The organism is Streptomyces sp. RerS4 (genome assembly GCF_023515955.1).
Lineage (GTDB): Bacteria > Actinomycetota > Actinomycetes > Streptomycetales > Streptomycetaceae > Streptomyces.
Genome location: NZ_CP097322.1, coordinates 6,157,571 through 6,174,527, shown reverse-complemented (window position 1 = coordinate 6,174,527; position 16,957 = coordinate 6,157,571). Strand labels below are relative to the sequence as shown.

Annotated in this window: 14 protein-coding genes and 1 pseudogene; 6 read left to right on the top strand and 9 right to left on the bottom strand. The window is 74.8% G+C overall.

Going from position 1 to position 16,957, the window contains the following annotated elements:
* Position 1 precedes the first annotated feature (1 nt).
* From M4D82_RS27740 to M4D82_RS27720, 5 genes are all read right to left on the bottom strand, one after another.
* A complete protein-coding gene (locus M4D82_RS27740) occupies positions 2-1,861 on the bottom strand; it encodes a vWA domain-containing protein (protein ID WP_249768908.1) in 1,860 nt (619 codons plus the stop codon).
* Complete coding sequence (locus tag M4D82_RS27735; protein ID WP_249768907.1) at positions 1,858-2,919, bottom strand: ATP-binding protein; 1,062 nt, start codon at positions 2,917-2,919, stop codon at positions 1,858-1,860. Before M4D82_RS27735 ends, M4D82_RS27740 begins: the two co-directional genes overlap by 4 nt.
* Before the next feature lie 114 nt (positions 2,920-3,033).
* Positions 3,034-4,440, bottom strand: a complete 1,407-nt coding sequence (locus M4D82_RS27730) for an amino acid permease (RefSeq protein WP_249768906.1) — start codon at positions 4,438-4,440, stop codon at positions 3,034-3,036.
* Positions 4,441-4,515: 75 nt separating this feature from the next.
* On the bottom strand, positions 4,516-6,630 hold the full coding sequence (locus M4D82_RS27725; protein WP_502989016.1) for a phage holin family protein: 2,115 nt from the start codon (positions 6,628-6,630) through the stop codon (positions 4,516-4,518).
* 84 nt (positions 6,631-6,714) lie between these two features.
* Complete coding sequence (locus tag M4D82_RS27720) at positions 6,715-7,119, bottom strand: hypothetical protein (protein ID WP_249768905.1); 405 nt, start codon at positions 7,117-7,119, stop codon at positions 6,715-6,717.
* A gap of 188 nt (positions 7,120-7,307) precedes the next feature.
* Between M4D82_RS27720 and M4D82_RS27715 the strand changes: the two genes are divergently transcribed.
* The 3 genes from M4D82_RS27715 to M4D82_RS27705 all read left to right on the top strand — a co-directional run bounded on the left by M4D82_RS27715 (position 7,308) and on the right by M4D82_RS27705 (position 9,158).
* Positions 7,308-8,084: an MBL fold metallo-hydrolase gene (locus M4D82_RS27715; protein ID WP_249768904.1), complete on the top strand. Its 777-nt coding sequence runs from the start codon at positions 7,308-7,310 to the stop codon at positions 8,082-8,084.
* A 5-nt stretch (positions 8,085-8,089) separates the two neighbouring features.
* Entirely contained in the window at positions 8,090-8,710 is a 621-nt protein-coding gene (locus M4D82_RS27710; protein WP_502989095.1) for a DedA family protein, read from the top strand.
* A gap of 91 nt (positions 8,711-8,801) precedes the next feature.
* Complete coding sequence (locus tag M4D82_RS27705; protein ID WP_249768903.1) at positions 8,802-9,158, top strand: MazG-like family protein; 357 nt, start codon at positions 8,802-8,804, stop codon at positions 9,156-9,158.
* 9 nt (positions 9,159-9,167) lie between these two features.
* Here M4D82_RS27705 and M4D82_RS27700 read toward each other — a convergent pair whose 3' ends face one another.
* Positions 9,168-10,589: an amidase gene (locus tag M4D82_RS27700; protein ID WP_249768902.1), complete on the bottom strand. Its 1,422-nt coding sequence runs from the start codon at positions 10,587-10,589 to the stop codon at positions 9,168-9,170.
* A gap of 187 nt (positions 10,590-10,776) precedes the next feature.
* Here M4D82_RS27700 and M4D82_RS27695 point away from each other — a divergent pair, with 187 nt between their 5' ends.
* Positions 10,777-11,238 (top strand): MarR family winged helix-turn-helix transcriptional regulator, encoded by a 462-nt coding sequence (locus M4D82_RS27695; protein WP_249768901.1) that lies wholly within the window; start codon positions 10,777-10,779, stop codon positions 11,236-11,238.
* A 149-nt stretch (positions 11,239-11,387) separates the two neighbouring features.
* Complete coding sequence (locus M4D82_RS27690) at positions 11,388-12,791, top strand: oxygenase MpaB family protein (protein ID WP_249768900.1); 1,404 nt, start codon at positions 11,388-11,390, stop codon at positions 12,789-12,791.
* On the opposite strand, the gene M4D82_RS27685 is transcribed toward M4D82_RS27690, so the two are convergent.
* The 3 genes and pseudogenes from M4D82_RS27685 to M4D82_RS27675 all read right to left on the bottom strand — a co-directional run bounded on the left by M4D82_RS27685 (position 12,788) and on the right by M4D82_RS27675 (position 15,869).
* The gene (locus tag M4D82_RS27685) at positions 12,788-13,927 is read right to left on the bottom strand and encodes an MBL fold metallo-hydrolase (protein ID WP_249768899.1); all 1,140 of its coding nucleotides are present in this window, start codon (positions 13,925-13,927) and stop codon (positions 12,788-12,790) included. The genes M4D82_RS27690 and M4D82_RS27685 overlap by 4 nt on opposite strands.
* A 13-nt stretch (positions 13,928-13,940) precedes the next feature.
* Positions 13,941-15,213 (bottom strand): annotated as a pseudogene (locus M4D82_RS27680) (aminotransferase class I/II-fold pyridoxal phosphate-dependent enzyme).
* A gap of 83 nt (positions 15,214-15,296) precedes the next feature.
* Positions 15,297-15,869 carry a TIGR03086 family metal-binding protein gene (locus tag M4D82_RS27675; RefSeq protein WP_249768898.1) on the bottom strand — a complete coding sequence of 191 codons (573 nt, stop codon included), beginning with the start codon at positions 15,867-15,869 and terminating at the stop codon, positions 15,297-15,299.
* A gap of 207 nt (positions 15,870-16,076) precedes the next feature.
* Here M4D82_RS27675 and M4D82_RS27670 point away from each other — a divergent pair, with 207 nt between their 5' ends.
* Positions 16,077-16,946, top strand: a complete 870-nt coding sequence (locus tag M4D82_RS27670) for a methyltransferase domain-containing protein (protein WP_249768897.1) — start codon at positions 16,077-16,079, stop codon at positions 16,944-16,946.
* Positions 16,947-16,957: the final 11 nt, after the last annotated feature.

The window sequence follows — 16,957 nt, the reverse complement described above, 5'->3', positions numbered from 1 at the left end:
GTCAGGTCAGTCGGAAGACCGGCCCTCGTGGCGTGAACGGCAGGGAGGCACCCTGCGGGATCAGGAAGGCGTGCTCGCGCCGGATCCGCAGGGTGTCGCACCAGCCGTCCGTGATCACGAGGACCGGGGCCCCGGGAGGGAAGTCCTCCGCCCGTTGCAGCAGGTCGATGCCCGGTTGCAGGACGGTGCCGCCACGGCCCCGGACCCTCACCCGGCCCGCGATCTCGTTCGGCGGCAGATAGCCCGCGTCGTACGGCGCCGCGTCGCAGAACACGACGCGGGCTGCCGGTACGTCGCGGGCTTCCGCGTACGAGGCGATGGCGCCGAGCGCCTTGCCCAGCAGGGCGGCGTTCATCGAGCCCGAGGTGTCCAGCACGACCCCGAAGGTGCAGCGGGCCGTCTCCTCGGGCGGGAAGGAGCGCCCGGCACGGGGGATGTCCGGGGCGGCGGCCTGGCGGCGGGAGGGGCGCGCGTAGGACCGTACGGGCTGCGGGCGGGGCACGTACTCGTCGAACCAGCGGGCGAGCCGGGCGTCCCAGGGCACCGGCGGGTGGGCCAGCGCCCGGATCTCCTGGATCAGTCCGGCGGGGAGCAGGCCGCGCTCCCCGTACACGTGCAGGTCCAAGCCCCGTGCCAGGCCGCGCCGGTAGAGCTCGTCCAGGTCCGGGTACGGCTGCCCCGCGCCGTGGGCGAGCGGCTCGCCCAGGATGTCCCCGGCGCCCTTGCCGCGCAAGGTGGCGAGGCGGCGCATGCGGCGCAGGTCGGTGGCGATCCGGTCGTAGACCTCCTCCACCGAGAGCCCCGTGAACTCCGGATCGTGGAGCAGCCCCTCGGGCATGGCGCCGACGCCCATCTCCACCAGCCAGCCGTTGACCACGTAATCCGCGGCGACGTTGTGCAGGAAGGGGTCGCGGGCACCGCGGCGCTCCCCGTGGCGCAGGGCGGCGTGCAGCATCTCGTGGGCCAGGATGAACCGCCACTCCTCGTCCTCGAAGGCGCGCAGCGGGTTGATGTAGATCTCCCCGGCGGCGGCGCTGACGGCGGCGATCGAGATGCCCTCGGCGCGGGCGAGTTCGGCGTCGGCGACGACGGTCAGGCCGGCGGCCAGCCCGCCGAGCAGCGGGTAGGAGGAGACGAACCAGTTGAGCGCCCGGTCCCAGGGGCGCTGTCGCACGAGAACGCCGGTGGTCCGGTCGCGGCGGCCGCCGGCCACCTCCATGGCGGCGGTGATGCTGCGGGTGAGGGCGGCGGCGAAGCCGGCCTGCCAGTCGGGGACGCGGGTGTGCTGCCACGTGTTCCAGGTGACGAGGACCTGATCGGGGTCGTGCCCGGCCGTGCCGCAGTGCTCGTAGGGGGCCGGGATGCCCTCGCGGCGCCAGCGGTCGGCGAGCTGTTCCTCGTCGCCGCCGGGGTAGGTGGCGGGCAGGTCGTCGGGGGCGCGGCCGACGGGGAAGGTCAGCAGGAAGCGGTTGACGACCGTGCAGCGGGCGGCGAGGTCGAAGCGGTCGGGCTGGGTGCGGTCCTCGTCCTTGGAGGCGGGGACGTGCCCGAAGCCGAGGTGGAGCAGGGCGTGGGCGATCGCCCAGGCCCATTCCGCCGGGTCGGCGAGCCGGGTGGGGTGGACGTGGAGGGTGCCGTTGGATGTGACGGCGACCAGTCCCCCGACGGGGGCCACCGGACAGTCGGCCTCGCGGCAGACGCTGCCGTCGAGGGCGCCGAGGGCCGGGTTCCGCTTGACCAGGGCGAGGCCCTCGGCGAAGGCCCGGGCGGCCGGATCGGGCTTGCCGCCCTTTGCCTTGCCGTTGCCCTTGGCCTTGCCTGTGGCCTTGGTCTTGGCCTTGGACGCGGGGCCTGCGCTCACCGGCGGGCCTCGACCAGCCTGGGCATGTCGCGGGCCGCCTCGATCAGGAACCAGCCGGGCAGGACGGGCAGGCCGTCGGCGTCGTCGGCGACGACCGTCTGGGCCACCTCGACGGAGATCTCGGCGAGCTGCACGAGCAGCGACTTGAAGCGGTACGCGGACTGCCGCAGGGCGGGCGAGACGTGCTCCTTCCGCGCCGGGAGCTCCTTGACCAGGCGGCCCCGGAAGGCTTCGGCGAGGTAGTAGAGCAGGTCGCGGTCGCCGAGGGCGGCGGGCCAGGAGGCGTCGCCCTTCATGATCGCCTCGATGCCGAAGGTGTGGCGGACGATCTTGGCGTAGCCGCAGAAGGAGACGGCGTGCGCGGGAGTGAGGGTGCCGTGCGCGATGATCTTGAGGGTCTGTTCGTCCAGGCCCGTCCCGAAGGAGTGCAGCGCGTCGGAGAGCATGTGCCAGGAGCGCGGGGTGGAGAACGGCTCCTCGGTCTTGGGCGGCGGTGACCAGAGGTGGTCGGGCCGGTCGGTGAGGTAGTCGGTGATCCACGGGTGGATGCCGCTCTCCCCCGCCCAGACCAGCCAGTCGGCGGCCGAGGCCTGGAGGTGCACGTGCGTCAGCCGGTTCACGAGCGCGGAGGCGATGGGCCGGGCGAGCGCGTTGTCCGTCGCCCGGTTGCCGGCGCCGATGACGATGGAGCCGGCGGGAAGTTCGTAGCTGCCGATCCGGCGGTCGAGGATGAGCGAGTAGAACGCCTTCTGGACGTCGGGGGTCGCGGCGTTGAGCTCGTCGAGGAAGAGGCAGTACGGCTCGTCGCGGGCGATGGCCTCGGGCGGGCAGAAGACGGACCGGCCGTCGCGGATCTGTGGGACGCCGATCAGGTCCTCCGGGGCGAGCTGCGTACCCAGCAGGCTGACGCACTCGAGGCCCAGGGAGTCGGCGAACTTCCGGACGAGCGAGGACTTGCCGATGCCGGGTGCGCCCCAGAGGAATACGGGCCGCACGGTGGCGAGGCCGAGGAGGAGTTCGGGGATGTCGGCGGGGGTGACGGCAACGGCAGCCTGCACAGGTGGGGTTCCTCGTGATCGGGTGAGTGGTGCGCCCAGTCTGGGCGCACCACGTCGTCACGAGCACCTGGTTTTCGGGGCGGCGCGGGCCGCGACTCGGGCCGCGACCGTGGGTCAGGCGGCGGCGCGGTGCTTGCGGGCCGACATCAGGGCGTAGACGAGGACCCCGGCGAAGAGGAACAGCACGCCCTGGTAGACGGCCGCGTAGCCGGATCCGGCGACGAGCCACATGGAGAACCCGAAGGCCAGGCAGGCCAGGGAGGCGTCGCGGACCAGCCGGCCGCGACGGACCCGCTCGCCCTGGCCAGAGGCCAGGAAGTAGAGCTGGGCGGCGGTGGAGAGCAGGTAGGGGACGGTCGCCGTGAAGGTGGTGACCAGGACGAGGATCTCGAAGACGCCCTCGGATCCGGCCGTGTAGTTGTACACGGTCAGCGAGGAGGCCAGGACGACGGTGACGACCACGCCGACCACGGGGACGCCGCGCCTCTTCGTCGCGAACACCTGCGGGAAGAGCCCGTCCTGGGCGGCGGCGTACGGGGTCTGCGCGCTGAGCAGCGTCCAGCCGTTGAGGGCGCCGACCATCGAGATCACGGCGGCGCAGGCGACGAGCGTGCCGCCCCAGGTACCGCCGAACATCGCGTTGACGGCGTCGGTGAAGGGCGCCTGGGAGGTGACCAGCTCGTCGTGGGCGACCAGGCCGAAGACGGCCAGGGTGCCGAGCAGGTACACGGTGGCGGCGCCGACCGTGCCGAGGATGGTGGCCCGGCCGACGTTGCGGGCCGGGTCGCGGACCTCGCCCGCGCTGACGGCGGCGGACTCGACGCCGAGGTAGCTGAAGAGCAGGATCGCGGCGGAGGCCGAGACGGCTCCGACGGGGCTCTGTTCGGTGGCCTGGAACGGGCCCAGGTTCGCCGGGTCGAAGAAGAAGAGGCCGCCGACGGCCACCAGCAGCAGCGGGACGAGCTTCAGGACGGTCGCGACGAGCTGCACGGCGCCGACGTAGCGGGTACCGGCGAGGTTGGCGAGGGCGGGCAGCCACTGCACGGCGAGCGCGGCAAGGCACATCGACCACTTGTGGGCGCCGATGGCGGGGAAGAGCACCGAGAGGTAGCCGACGGCCGCCACGGCGAGGGCCGCGTTCGAGACCCAGGTGGTGATCCAGTAGCTGTACGCGGCGAGGAAGCCCGCGAAGTCGCCGAAGGCGGCGCGGACGTAGACGTACGGGCCGCCCGTCGTCGGGTGGCGTTCGGCGAGCCGGCCGAAGACCAGGGCCAGGGCGATCGCGCCGACCGTGAGGACGCCGAAGGCGAGGAGGCTGATCGTGCCGAAGGGGGCGACCGAGGCGGGCAGGAGGAAGATGCCGCCGCCGATGATGTTGCCCATGACCAGGCAGATCGCGATGGGAAGCCCGAAGCGGCGGGCGTGCGGGCCGCCGGTGGGGGCGGCTCCCGTCACCTGGCCTGTGCCCTGGTCGGCCGGGTGGCCGGCGGTAGCGGAGGGCGGGGCTGCGGTGCTGGTCATCGGTGGTGCGCCTCTGGATGTCTCACATGGTGGGCAGGTCAACACATGGTTGACCACGCGGAAGTGCGCACCAAATCACCGACTTTCGTCCGGCGCGTGGACCCCTACGGAAGGAAGGATTCCGCTCGATCCGCCCTCCCGCCGCCGATCCTGCGGAGTGGTCAGCGGCACCTGCGGGCCGTCCGTCTCGCGCAGCCAGCGCCGCAGCACGGCGTGGACGGCCTCGGCGCCCACCAGCCGGGGGCCCGGCTCCGACAGCTCCGTCGGCCACATCAGGAACGCGTGCCCCTGCGCCCCGCCCAGCCCGCCGTGCGAGCCGATCTGCTCCTCGAACGCGTGCACCGCCCCGGTGTCCGCGTCGTACGCCGAGTTGACCATGACGTCCGCCACGTGCGGGAACGTGTCCGTACGCCGTACCGCGTCCGCCGCGCCCGGCCCGAATGCCGCGAGGAGTTCCTCCGCCTCGCCGGGTACGTCGAGCCGTGCCACCGCGCCGCCGGGCCCCAGCACCTCCCCGTCCACCAGCAGGAAGCCGATGCCCGGATGGTTGGCCAGGGTGGGCAGCAGGGCGGGGTGCGCGCGCTCGATCCACGCGCGGGAGGCCCGCCCCGGCACGTCGGGGAACGAGATGAGCCCGAGGTTGCCCGAGGCGAGCACCACCGGGTCGGTGCCCCGGACCGGGCGGTCCTCCCCCGTCTCCTCGGGCCGGTGCAGCGCGGCCAGCACCGCCGCGCGGGCCTCGGCCCCGCTGGGGGTGCGACCGACCCGGCGGGACACGGGCAGCCCGCACCCCGCCCGGACCAGGTCCTTCAGGGTGAGCCCGTAGCGGGCGAGGAAGGTCTCCCCGGGGCTCTGCCCGTGGTCCGAGAGCAGCACGAAGCGGTAGGGGCGGGGCGCGTGCTCCGCGACGCGGGCGATCAGCGCGAGGCTGCGGTCGAGGCGGGCCAGGACCCGGTCGGTGTCGCGGCCGCGCGGGCCGGAGTGGTGGGCGACCTCGTCGTAGGCCACCAGGTCGGCGTAGACGACGGCGCGGCCGGCGAGGATGTCCCCGATCACCGCCGCGACGACCACGTCCCGCTCGATCACCGTAGCGAAGGCCCTGATCAGCGGGTACAGCCCACCGCGCGCCACCCGGGGGGTGACCTTGCCGATCCGCGCGCGCACCGACTGGCCGATCTCGCGGACCACCTCGGCGACGAAGGACACCGCCGTGCGGACGGCGTTCGCCGGGTCGGAGAAGTACGCGAAGTACCCGGCGCGCGAGCGGTTCGCGCGGCCCCGGCGGGCCGACACCGACAGCACCAGCGCCAGTTGGTCGGCGCCCCCGCTGAACAGGTTGCCCCGGCCGGCCCCGTCGAGGGTGAGCAGCCCGCCGTCCCCCGTGCGCGCGACGGCACGGCGCTGGAGCTCGGCGGCGCAGGTGGGCCGGTTGCAGACCATCACCTCGCGGGTGTCCTTCTCGTACCAGCGGAACGCCGGCACGTCGAAGTTGGAGCCGTGGAGGATGCCGAGCTGGCTGGCCCCGGTCTGGCTGGACCAGTCCGTACGCCAGGACGTGACGCGGTGTCCGTCGTCCAGCCAGGCCGCGACCGTCGGCATCAGCCCGGTGCCCGCCGCGCGCCGCAGCTCCTCGTACCCCACCCCGTCGAGCTGGAGCACGACCAGGGCGGGAGCCGCCGCCCGCCCGCCGGCGCCCGACGCGGGCCCGCGACGTCTGCGGCGGTCGGCGAGCCGGTAGAGCCGGCGCCGGTACGCCTCGTCGTCGCGGACGGCGAGGGCGGTGGAGGTGGCAGAGGCGACGGCGGACATCACGGCGGCGACCACGACGGCCGTCTCGGGGGCGACGGCGCCGCGCCCGTCGGGGACGAGGCTCAGCGCCATCAGGAGCAGGGAGCCGTTGAGGAAGAAGACGAGCAGGCCGAGCACCAGCGCGGGAACCAGCAGCAGGGCCCGTACGATCACCGGCCACACCAAGGCGGTCAGCAGACCGAAGGCGCCGGCGCCCCAGGCGGCGGTCAGCCCGATACGGGTGACGCTGTCGCCGTCGGCGGACTGGAGGCGGAAGTCGGGCAGGATCCCGGCCAGGACGAGCATGGTCAGGGTGGACACCGCCCACACCACGATCACCCGCGCCAGCGCGCCGCCCGCGCTCCGCCACCGCACCCGCTCCCGGACCCGCCCTCGCCGCACGCCGCACCCGCCTCACTCCCCGGACCGCGCGCCCACGCGGGCCCCCGGCCAGCGTCGCACAGGGCGGGGGCGGGGGCGATCCCTCTAGGTGCCGTCGTAGCCGGCGGTGGGCATGGACAGGCGGCGGTGCACCTCGGCCTTCATCGCGGAGGTGTACCGCGGTTCGTCGAGCCCGGCGGTCTCCAGGCGTACGCCGCGCCGCGCGCACTCGGCACTGAACTCCTCCACGGAGCGCAGCGCACGGGCGAGCACACGGCGGTTCGGGGCGACGAACAGGTCGACCTGGCCCGCGTCGACATCGCACCAGAGCCCGCAGTGGTCGGCCCGCAGCCCGTAGAAGAGCAGGTGACGCGTGACCACGTAGCCCTGGTCCGCGGCCCAGCGCGCGCACATGGCGTGCTGGCTGCGAGTGTCCACGGCGAACGGGTCGGCGTCGAGTTCCTCCAGGGGGACCAGGCTGGCGATAGCGGCCACGCGCAGCGCATCCATGGCGCCCGACCCTACTCCTCCCCGGGCCCCGGGAGGAGGGGGCCGGCGGGTTCCGCTTGTGGCTGACGGGGGGAACGCGGGCCGCGTTCGGCGGTTACGGGCGGCGGGCGGGGGCAGGGCCTAGGTTTGGACCTGAGGCGGGTCGAGGCGGGTTGGCGTACGGGTCGAGGGCGGGGGTGAGGGGGCCGGTGCCGGTGGACATCACCTGGTGGGGGCATGCCACGTGCACGGTGCGGGACTCCGGGGTGCGGGTGTTGACCGATCCGTTGTTCGCCCGGCGGTTCGCGCATCTACGGCGACGGCGCGGCGCGGTGCCGCCGCCCGAGGCGGCCGAGGCGGACGTGGTGCTGGTCTCGCACCTGCACGCCGATCACCTGCACCTGCCCTCGCTGGCGCGGCTCGCGCCGGGGACCCGTCTCGTGGTGCCGCGCGGCGCCCGCCGAGCCGTGCCGGGGCTCGCGCGCCTCGCGGGGTCCTTGGGGCTGGTGGTGGCGGAGGTGCTCCCGGGCGAGGAGGTCCGCGTACGGGAGGACGTACGGGTCCGGGCGGTCAGCGCGGCCCACGACGGGCGCCGGCTGCCGCTGGGGCCCCGGCAGGCGCCCGCGCTCGGGTACGTGGTGGAGGGCGCGGCGCGGACCTACTTCGCCGGGGACACGGGCCTGTTCGCGACCATGGCCGAGGAGGTCGGGCCGGTGGACGTGGCCCTGCTGCCCGTCGGCGGCTGGGGCCCGTACCTGGGGCCGGGGCATCTGGACGCGGAGCGGGCGGCGCGGGCCCTGGCGCTGCTGGCGCCGGCGGCGGCCGTGCCGGTGCACTACGGGACGTACTGGCCGATCGGGATGGACGCGGTGCGCCCGCACGAGTTCCACGCGCCGGGCGAGGAGTTCGCGCGGCGGGCGCGGCGGCTCGCGCCGAAGGTGACGGTACGGGTGCCGGCGCACGGGGAACGGGTGCGGCTGCCGTGACGCTGTTGCGGGAGGCGGCGGAGGTGGTCGGCAGGGTGCCCGCCGAGACCACCCAACAGGCCGTCGGCTACCCGGCGTTGTTCGTCCTGGTGGCGCTCGGCGCGCTGGTGCCGGTGATCCCGACGGGGGCGCTGGTGAGTTCGGCGGCGGTGGTGGCGTTCCATCACCAACCGCTGCCCTTGGGCGTGTTGCTGGTGTTCGGGGTCTCCGCGCTCGCGGCGTTCGTCGGGGACATCGCCCTGTACTGGCTCGGCCGGCGCGGGGTCCGCTCACGGGGCGGCTCGCGGTGGCCGGAATCCCTGCGTGGGCGGGCCGATCCGGAGCGGCTGGAGCGGGCGCGGGCGCGGCTGGACGAGCACGGGGTGCTGGTGTTGGTGCTGTCCCGGTTGATGCCGGCGGGTCGGATCCCGGTGATGCTGGCGTGCCTGCTGGGCGGGGTGCCGCTGCGGCGGTTCGCGCGGGGGGACGCGCCGGCCTGTCTGGCCTGGGCCGCGACGTACGGACTGATCGGGATCCTGGGCGGGTCGCTGTTCTCCGACCCCTGGAAGGGCGTGGCCCTGGCGGTCGCCCTGACCCTCCTGATCGGTACGGCTCCGGCGCTCTGGCGCCGGCTGCGGGGGGCTTGAGCACCCCCTAGGGGGTGTCTCTCGGATCAGGCCGGGCTCGCGGTGGCCGGCACCGCGCCTGATCCGAAAGACACCCCCTAGGATTCCGGGCGTGACAGCGACGACACCAGCGACCACGCCCTGGGACACCATCGGCGCCCTCGCCGCCCGTTTCGACGCCACCGACGCCGAGTTGGGGGTGCGTCCGCAGGAGAGCCACGTCCTCCAGGTGCTGAAGATCGGCGAGGAGTTCGGCGAGGCCGCGCAGGCGGTGATCGGTGCCACCGGCACCAATCCGCGCAAGGGCCACTCGCACGGCTGGGACGACGTGCACGACGAGGTGTGCGACGTGATCATCACCGGCATGGTGGCCCTGGCACGGATGCGTCCCGACGCAGCGGCCTACTTCGCCGGGCAACTGGCCCTGAAGGCCGCCAAGTTCCTCCCGGGGCAGGAGGACACCCCGTAGGGGGTGCCCTCACGTCCCGGCCTGGCGCGCCAGGTCCGGTACGCGCTCGGCCCAGGGGCGGGCGGATTCCAGTTGGGCGGCGACCTGGATGATCGTCGTCTCGTCGTGTTGCCTGCCCACCAGCTGGACCGCGAGCGGCAGTCCGTCCGTGCCGAAGCCCGCCGGTACGGAGGCGGCAGGGTTGCCGGTGACGTTCCACAGGGCGGTGTAGGCGACCATCGGGCGGGAGCGCAGCATCGCGCCGGCCATGCCGAGGCCGTCGAGGGCGCCGACCCGCCGGGGGCGGTCGGCGAGGGTCGGGGTCAGGAGCAGGTCGCAGCGGTCGAAGATCCGGTTGGCCCGTACGGCCATCCGTTCCCCGGCCCGGATCGCCCATTCCACGGAGCCCTCCGGGGCGAGCGCGGCGACCCGTACGGTCTGCCGGGTGCGTCGCTCCAGCAGCTCGGGCCGGTCCACCGTACGGGCCTCCGCGCGCACGCCGCCGTAGAACTGCGGCAGGAACGCGGCCGTCGTGTCGGGGTAGCCGGGGTCGATCTCGCGTACGTCGTGGCCGAGTTCGCGCAGGGCGCCGACCGTCTCGCGCAGGGCGGCCACATGCTCCGGGTGGGGGCGCACGCCAGGCGTGGCGGGCTTGGCGGACCAGCCGATCCGCAGCCGGCCGGGCTCGGTGGTCGCCGCCCGGACGAAGCTCGTCGGGGTGGGGCGGGCCGCCCAGCGGTCGCCGGCGGCGGGGCCGGCGAGGACGTCGTAGATCAGGGCGCTGTCCAGGACGGTCCGGGTGAGCGGGCCCAGGGTGCCGAGGGCGTACCAGAGGTGGGGGTTCGGGGCGGTGGGGACCCGGCCGCGCTGTGGCTTGAGGCCGAAGAGGCCGCAGCAGGCGGCCGGGATGCGGATGGAGCCGCCGCCGTCGCCGCCGAGCGCGGCGCCGACGAGTCCGGCCGCGACGGCGGCGGCGCTGCCGCCACTGGAGCCGCCGGTGGTGCGGGTGGTGTCCCAGGGGTTGCGGGTGTAGCCGTGGGCCGCCGATTCGGTGAACGGCCACTGTCCGAACTCCGGCATCGTCGTCTTGCCGACGATCACCGCCCCGGCCTCCCGGAGCCTGCGGACGGCCTCCGCGTCGGCGCCGGCGGGGGTGCGGTGGGCGGCTCCGCCGAAGGTGGTGACCTCCCCCGCGACGTCCAGCTCGTCCTTGACGGCGATCGGTACGCCGAGCAGCGGGCGGTCGTCCCCGGTCGTACGGGCCGCGTCGCGGACGTCGGCCTCCGCGAGGGCCTGCCGGGCGAGCACGACGCGGTAGGCGCCCAGTTCCCCGTCCAGCCGCTCGGTTCGCCGTAGCGCCGCCTCGGTCAGCGCCCGCGCCGTCACCTTCCCGGCCCGGACCGCCTCCGCCTGCCCGGCCACCCCCAGGAACAGCAGCTCACTGTCGTCCACGTACGCGCCTTCCCCTCCGACCTGCTCCGACCCAGGGCACGCTATGCGCTGCGGCCCCGGTGCGACAGGGGTGGTTCGGCCGGCCGCGACGATCTCCCCGAAAGGGATGGACCTCAAGCGTGGTTGAGTTCCTAGGCTCCCCTGTGTCAGCGCGCCTCGCCGGCGCCTACGAACGGAGCGGACCACCATGGAGTACTCGCACAGCGACGCGGAACTGATCAAGCAGCCCATCGGGTACTGGAGTTGGGCCGCCTACGACGCGGTGGTCAGTCGCACCCGGGGCGCCCTCGCCGAGATCGGCACGACCCAGCCGCAGTGGTGGATCCTGGCCCGCCTGGCCCTGGCGGAGGAGAGCGCCAGGACCCGGGACGCGCTGTCCGCCACCCTGAGCGGCTACCTGACGGTCGGCGGGGAGACCATCGGCGAGGAGATCGACACGACGATCGCCCGGGGCTGGGTCATCGAAGGGCCCGGGGAGATCCTCGAACTCACCGCCGAGGGACGCGACTTCTTCGACCGGGCGGCGGCCCTGCAGAAGGAGCTGTGGAACGAGCGGCACGCCGGCATCTCGGACGAGGAGTACCGCGACACCCTCAAGGTGCTCCAGCGGTTCATCCACAACACGGGCGGCCGCGCCTGGCACCACTGAGGCGCCGCAGGCGCCGCACACCGGGGGCGAGTGGGCGAGTGGGCGTTCGCAGGAACCCACGTGCGGGTGATCCACGGCAGCGCACGGGTCCGCGCGCCCGTCCGGGACGTTGTACGTCACGTCAACCCCTCACGCACCAGGAGTCCCACGTGACGAGCATCCCCGAGCCCACCGCCGACCTCGCGCTGCGCCGCTCCCTCGGCGAATGGCGGATCGGGCTGGTGGCCTGGCGGCTGCTCGTCCTGCAGATCGCGCACCCCGCCGTCGCGGCCGGCATGAGCCGCTACTCCACCTACCGGGCGCACCCGTGGCGGCGTATCGAGCACACCATGGACAGCGGCAGCCGGCTCTTCTTCGCCGGGCCCGAGGAACGGCGGCTGGAGATCGCCCGCCTGGAGCGCACCCACCGCCGCATCCGGGGCACCGACGAGACCGGGCGCCCGTACGACGCCGAGGACCCGGAGGTGCGCGCCTGGGTGATGGTGACCCTGTACGAGGCGATGACGGCGATGCACGAGCTCTCCGGCGCCCCACTGAGCGCCGCTGAACTGGACGTGCTGTACGCGCAGTTCAAGGAGGTGTGCGCGGACCTCGACATTCCCGAGGAGGAACTCCCACCGACCGCCGGTGATGTTCCGGCCTACGTCGAGCGGATGGTCCGCGAGGTGTTGGAGTACGGCGAGCAGGTCCGCCACATGCTCTACGGGGTGCTCCGCGAGGCGCCCGCGCCCCGCCGGCTCGGCCGGCTGCGGCCCGCCTGGCCGCTGGTGCGGGCCGTGACGGCCCGCGCGGTGGCGAGCCTGACCGTGGCCGATCTGCCGCCGGCATGGCACGAGCGGTTCGGTACGCCGAGGACCCGCGCGGCAGCGGCCCTGTCGTGGACGCTGCACCGCGGAATGCGCCACGTCATGACCCGCCTGCCGGAGCACATGCGTTACCGCGACCGCGCCGGGGACGGCCGGCCCTCCGGCGCCGGTGGGTCGGCGGCCCCGCGCCTGCCCCGGGCGCGCACGGCGCGTTCGCGGTCGGCCCGTCTGGAGGCCTTCTTCCGCCAGGTGCTGGACCAGACCGGCGACGGCCGCGTCGACACCGCCGACCTCCAGGCCATGGTCCACAACGTGTGCTGGCAGCTCGAACTGCCGACCGAGCGCGAGGACCTGCTCTACGCCGCGTTCGCGACCTGGTGGAAGCAGCTGTCAGCGGGCATGGACGGGGACGGCGACGGGGCCGTGGACTGCGCCGAGTTCGTGTCCGCGATGTCGGCCGGAATGGACCGTGATCCCGAGTACATCCAGCATGGGTTGGCGCCCGCGATGAGCGCCCTGTTCCGGGCCGCCGACACCGACGGCAGCGGCCACCTGTGCGCGGACGAGTACCGCGTCCTGTTCGGCGGCTCCCGCGTGCACCCGGCGGAACTCAACGACGGGTTCCGCCAGTTGGACACCGACGGCGACGGCCGGATCAGCGAGGAGGAGTTCGTCAAGGCCTTCACCGAGTTCTTCACCGCCCGTACGGACACCGTCGCCGGCACGGCCCTCCTCGGCCGCCCTTAGGCCGTGTCCGGCGGGGCGGGCAGGGTGCGGGTGGCGCCGATGGGGAGGTCCCAGAGGTGGTCGCGCGGCAGGCCCGTGCGGGACCAGGCCGCGCGGGCGCGGTGCAGGGGCTCCATGACGGGTTCGGCCGACAGGACGAAGGTGGCCCAGTGCATCGGGGCCATCCGGCGGGCGCCGACGTCCAGGCAGGCCTGGACGGCCTCCTCGGGGTCGGTGTGGACGTCGCGGAGCCACCAGCGGGGGGCGTAGGCCCCGATCGGCAGGAGCGCGAGGTCGATGCCGGGGTGGCGGCGGCCGATCTCGCCGAACCAGTGCCCGTAGCCGCTGTCACCGGCGAAGTAGACCTTCCGCCCGGTCGCCGTGTCGGTGAGCACCCAGCCGCCCCACAGGGTCCGGCAGGTGTCCAGGAGGAAACGCCGCGACCAGTGGTGCGCGGGCACGAAGTCGAAGCGGACGCCGCCCAGTTCGGCCGACTCCCACCAGTCGAGCTCGGTCACCCGGGTGAACCGCCGGCGGCGGCACCAGGGGGCGAGGCCGGCGGGCACGAAGAGGGCCGTGTCGCGCGGGAGCCGCTTCAGGGTGGGGGCGTCGAGGTGGTCGTAGTGGTTGTGGCTGATCACCACCGCATCCACGGGCGGCAGGTCCTCCCAGGGCACGCCGACGGGGGTCACCCGGGCCGGGGTGCCCAGGATCCGGCGCGACCAGACGGGGTCGGTGAGCACCGTCAGGCCGCCGGTCCGCAGCACCCAACTGGCGTGCCCGGCCCAGGTGACGGACAGCTCCCCCGGCTGCGCGGCGGGCAGCGGGGCGGGCGCGTAGGGCAGGTCGGGGATGCCGCGCAGGCCCTCCGGGGTGGGTCGGAAGGCGCCCTCACGGGCCAGGCGCGCGAAGGCCCGGATGCCGGGCAGCGGGGTGGTCAGCCGGTCCGCGAACGAGCGCGGCCGGCGCCGGCGTTCGCCGGGCGGACGCGGCCCGCGAAGCGGCGCGGCGGGCGGGGCGGGGCCCGGGGCAGCGGCGCCGGGTAGGGGCGTGGCGTGGGAGGGCGTGGCGTGGGGGATCGGAGGAGCCGGCGCGGGCCGGAGTCCGGCGTCCCGAGCCGCGAGGTCGGTCGTGGGGGCGTCGGGCTGGTCCGGCATCAGCGGTCTCCGTTCACCGTCGGTCGGTCAGCCCGGCCAGCACCGACCCGAGCAGGTCCAGGGCGCCCCGGACGTGCGGCAGCGCGAGCGGGTCGCGGGCGGTGAGCGCCGCGAGTCGTTGCTCCGGGGTCGCCCCGAGCAGCGGGCCGGTCGACAACCGGACGCGCAGGGCGCCCAGTTCGTCGGCGAACCGCTGCCCACCGGGGGTCGGTACGCCCAGCCGGGCGCCGAGCCAGTCCTCCAGTTCCATCGCGTCGCCCACGCCCTGCCGGGCCAGGCCCGCGCGCAGCGGCGTCAGGTCGGCGTACAGGTGCCGCCCGGCCTGCGGGGGTCGGGCCAGCGCTCCGGCGGCGAGCAGTTCCCGGTGGGCGGCGGCGGCGACCGCGCCGTGCAGCGCGGCGGCCGCGTAGGCCCGGCCGGCGACGGCGTCCGGTTCGTCGAGCGCGTGCGCGGCGGCTCCGGCGACGGGGCCCGCGACGAACGCCCCGGTGGCGGTGAGGACGTCGAGGGTGCGGGCCCGCAGCCAGGTGCCGCGCGGGGTGTCGGGGAAGCGCAGCACGGCGGCGGGCCAGCCGGCGGGCAGCAGGGCCCCGGACAGGTCCACGAGGACGGCGGCCTGGTCGGGCAGCATCTCGGCGGGGCTCAGGACCAGCGTGTCGTGGGGTCGGTGCACGGTGTCGCGCCAGCTCTCGTCGCTGACGACGAAGAGGCCGGCGGACTGCGCCGCCTCGCAGGCCTCGCGCAGCAATTCGGGCGGTGGCACGCTCGCGGTCGGGTCGTCCGCGACGGACAGGAGCAGGACGCGCGGGTCGCCGCCCTCGGCGCGGACCCGCCGGACGGTCTCCAGCAGGGCGTACGGGTCGGGTACGCCGCCGCACTCCGCCGGGGTGGGTACGTGGTAGGCCCGCCGTCCCAGCAGTCGGACCTGCGGCGTCCACCAGGCGGGACAGGGCCGGGGCAGCATCACGTCCCCGCCGTACGCGCCGAGCAGCGCGAGCAGCAGCGCGGGCGCGCCCGGTCCGGCGGCGACGTGTTCCGGGTCGGTGGGCAGCCCGCGCCGGGCCCAGTAGCGGCGGGCGGCCTCGCGTACGGCCGTTCCGCCGCCCGGGGTTCGGGGCGGCGCGGCCGGCGGCGTCGGCCAGGACGGCGGTCAGCTCGGGCAGGACCGGCAGTCCGGGCTGCGGGGCGGGGGGACCGTAGCGGACCGGGCCGCGTCCTTCCGGGGCCGGGCGGGGCCGTGGTCCGGCCGCCGCTCCGGCGACCTCGTCCGCCGTCCCCTCCGCCATGCCCGCCACCGTGTCCGCCTTCCCGTTGTCGCCACCACCCAACGATCCTGCCCTTTATACGATTATTTAGACCGATCTGCCCGTCAGCCTCGCCTGCCGACGAGAGCGAGCAGTCGGGTCTGGGCGTTCGCGCCCGCCGGGATGTCCAGCGGCTCGGCGAACATCCCGCTCGCCGCGAGCCCGTCGGCGTAGGGCATGACCTCCTTGAGCGCGAACTCCACCAGCCCGTCCGGCAGCCGGTCGTCCGCGCCGATGCCGCGCGCGAGGTCCCAGGCGTGCACCACGCAGTCGGCGGTCAGCTCGGCGCAGTACGCCGCCCCGCGCGTGGGCCCGTACGACAGGGTCACGGTCCGCTCCAGCGCGCCGGGCACGGCGAAGGCGGCCCGCGCGGCGGCCGCGGCCTTCTCCCAGGCGGCCACCGGGTCCGCGCCGAGCACGTCACCGGAGAGCTCGTCCCCGAGCTCCTCCACCGTGCGACCTTCGGCGATCAACGGCGGGACCCACAGCTGTTCGCCGGTGACGTGGTTGACCAGGTCGCGCACGGTCCATTCGGTGCACGGGGTCGGCGCGTCCCACTGGTCGTCCGCGACTGCCCGTACGTGCTCTCCGAAGAGTCTCAGCGCCGCGGCGTGCTGTTCGAGCAGCGCATCGGACATGGCTCTCACCGTCCTTCGCCGGAGGGGCGTGGGCGGGCCGCCCGGCCCCTCGGATCCCACTGTCCTCGCCGTCACCCGGCGCTGCCACCGGCCACCCGCATCCCCTTGCGGGGAAAGGGCGGTGTCCATATGTCAAAACGTATATCTCAACAGACGAGCGATTCCCGTACGGTGATCAACACCTTCGAGGACGAGGAGCGCCGACCCATGACCGACCGGCACGAGACCGCGCACGAGACCGCGCACGATGCCCCGCACGCGACCCCGCGCGAAACCGCCGTCTACACGCACGGGCACCACGAGTCCGTCCTGCGCTCGCACCGTTGGCGCACCGCCGCCAACTCGGCCGCGTACCTGATCGGCGAGCTGCGCCCCGGTCTGCGGGTCCTGGACGTGGGCTGCGGCCCGGGGACGATCACGGCCGACCTGGCGGAGCTGGTCTCCCCCGGCGGCCACGTCACGGCGGTCGACGCGGCGGCGGACGTACTGGCGCAGGCGAGCGCCCACGCGGCGGAACGCGGGCTGTCCGGGGTCGTCGACTTCGCCACGGCGGACGTCCACGCCCTGGACTTCGCGGACGACACCTTCGACGTCGTCCACGCCCACCAGGTGCTGCAACACGTCGGCGACCCCGTACGGGCGCTGCGCGAGATGCGCCGGGTCTGCCGGCCGGGCGGGATCGTGGCGGTGCGCGACGCCGACTACGCGGCGATGACCTGGTTCCCCGCGACCCCGGGCCTGGACGCGTGGCTGGACCTGTACCGGCGGGTGGCCCGCGCGAACGGCGGCGAACCGGACGCCGGCCGCCGGCTGCTGTCGTGGGCGCGGGCGGCGGGCTTCACGGACGTACGGGCCTCCGCGACGGCCTGGTGCTACGCGACGCCGGAGGAGGTGGCCTGGTGGTCCGCCCTGTGGGCCGACCGTACGCGGGCCTCCGCGTACGCGTCCGTCGCCGTCGCGGGCGGCCACGCCGACCCCGACGACCTGACCGCCGCCGCCGAGGCCTGGCACGCGTGGGGTAGGGCCGCCGACGCCTGGTTCTCCGTCCTCAACGGCGAGCTGCTGTGCCGTGCCTGACGGGCGTCCGC

Coding starts and splice junctions, on each gene's coding strand:
- M4D82_RS27730 (WP_249768906.1), bottom strand. CDS start 4,440: ATGACCAGCACCGCAGCCCCGCCCTCCGCTACCGCCGGCCACCCGGCC.
- M4D82_RS27720 (WP_249768905.1), bottom strand. CDS start 7,119: ATGGATGCGCTGCGCGTGGCCGCTATCGCCAGCCTGGTCCCCCTGGAG.
- M4D82_RS27695 (WP_249768901.1), top strand. CDS start 10,777: ATGGAGTACTCGCACAGCGACGCGGAACTGATCAAGCAGCCCATCGGG.
- M4D82_RS27685 (WP_249768899.1), bottom strand. CDS start 13,927: ATGCCGGACCAGCCCGACGCCCCCACGACCGACCTCGCGGCTCGGGAC.
- M4D82_RS27675 (WP_249768898.1), bottom strand. CDS start 15,869: ATGTCCGATGCGCTGCTCGAACAGCACGCCGCGGCGCTGAGACTCTTC.
- M4D82_RS27670 (WP_249768897.1), top strand. CDS start 16,077: ATGACCGACCGGCACGAGACCGCGCACGAGACCGCGCACGATGCCCCG.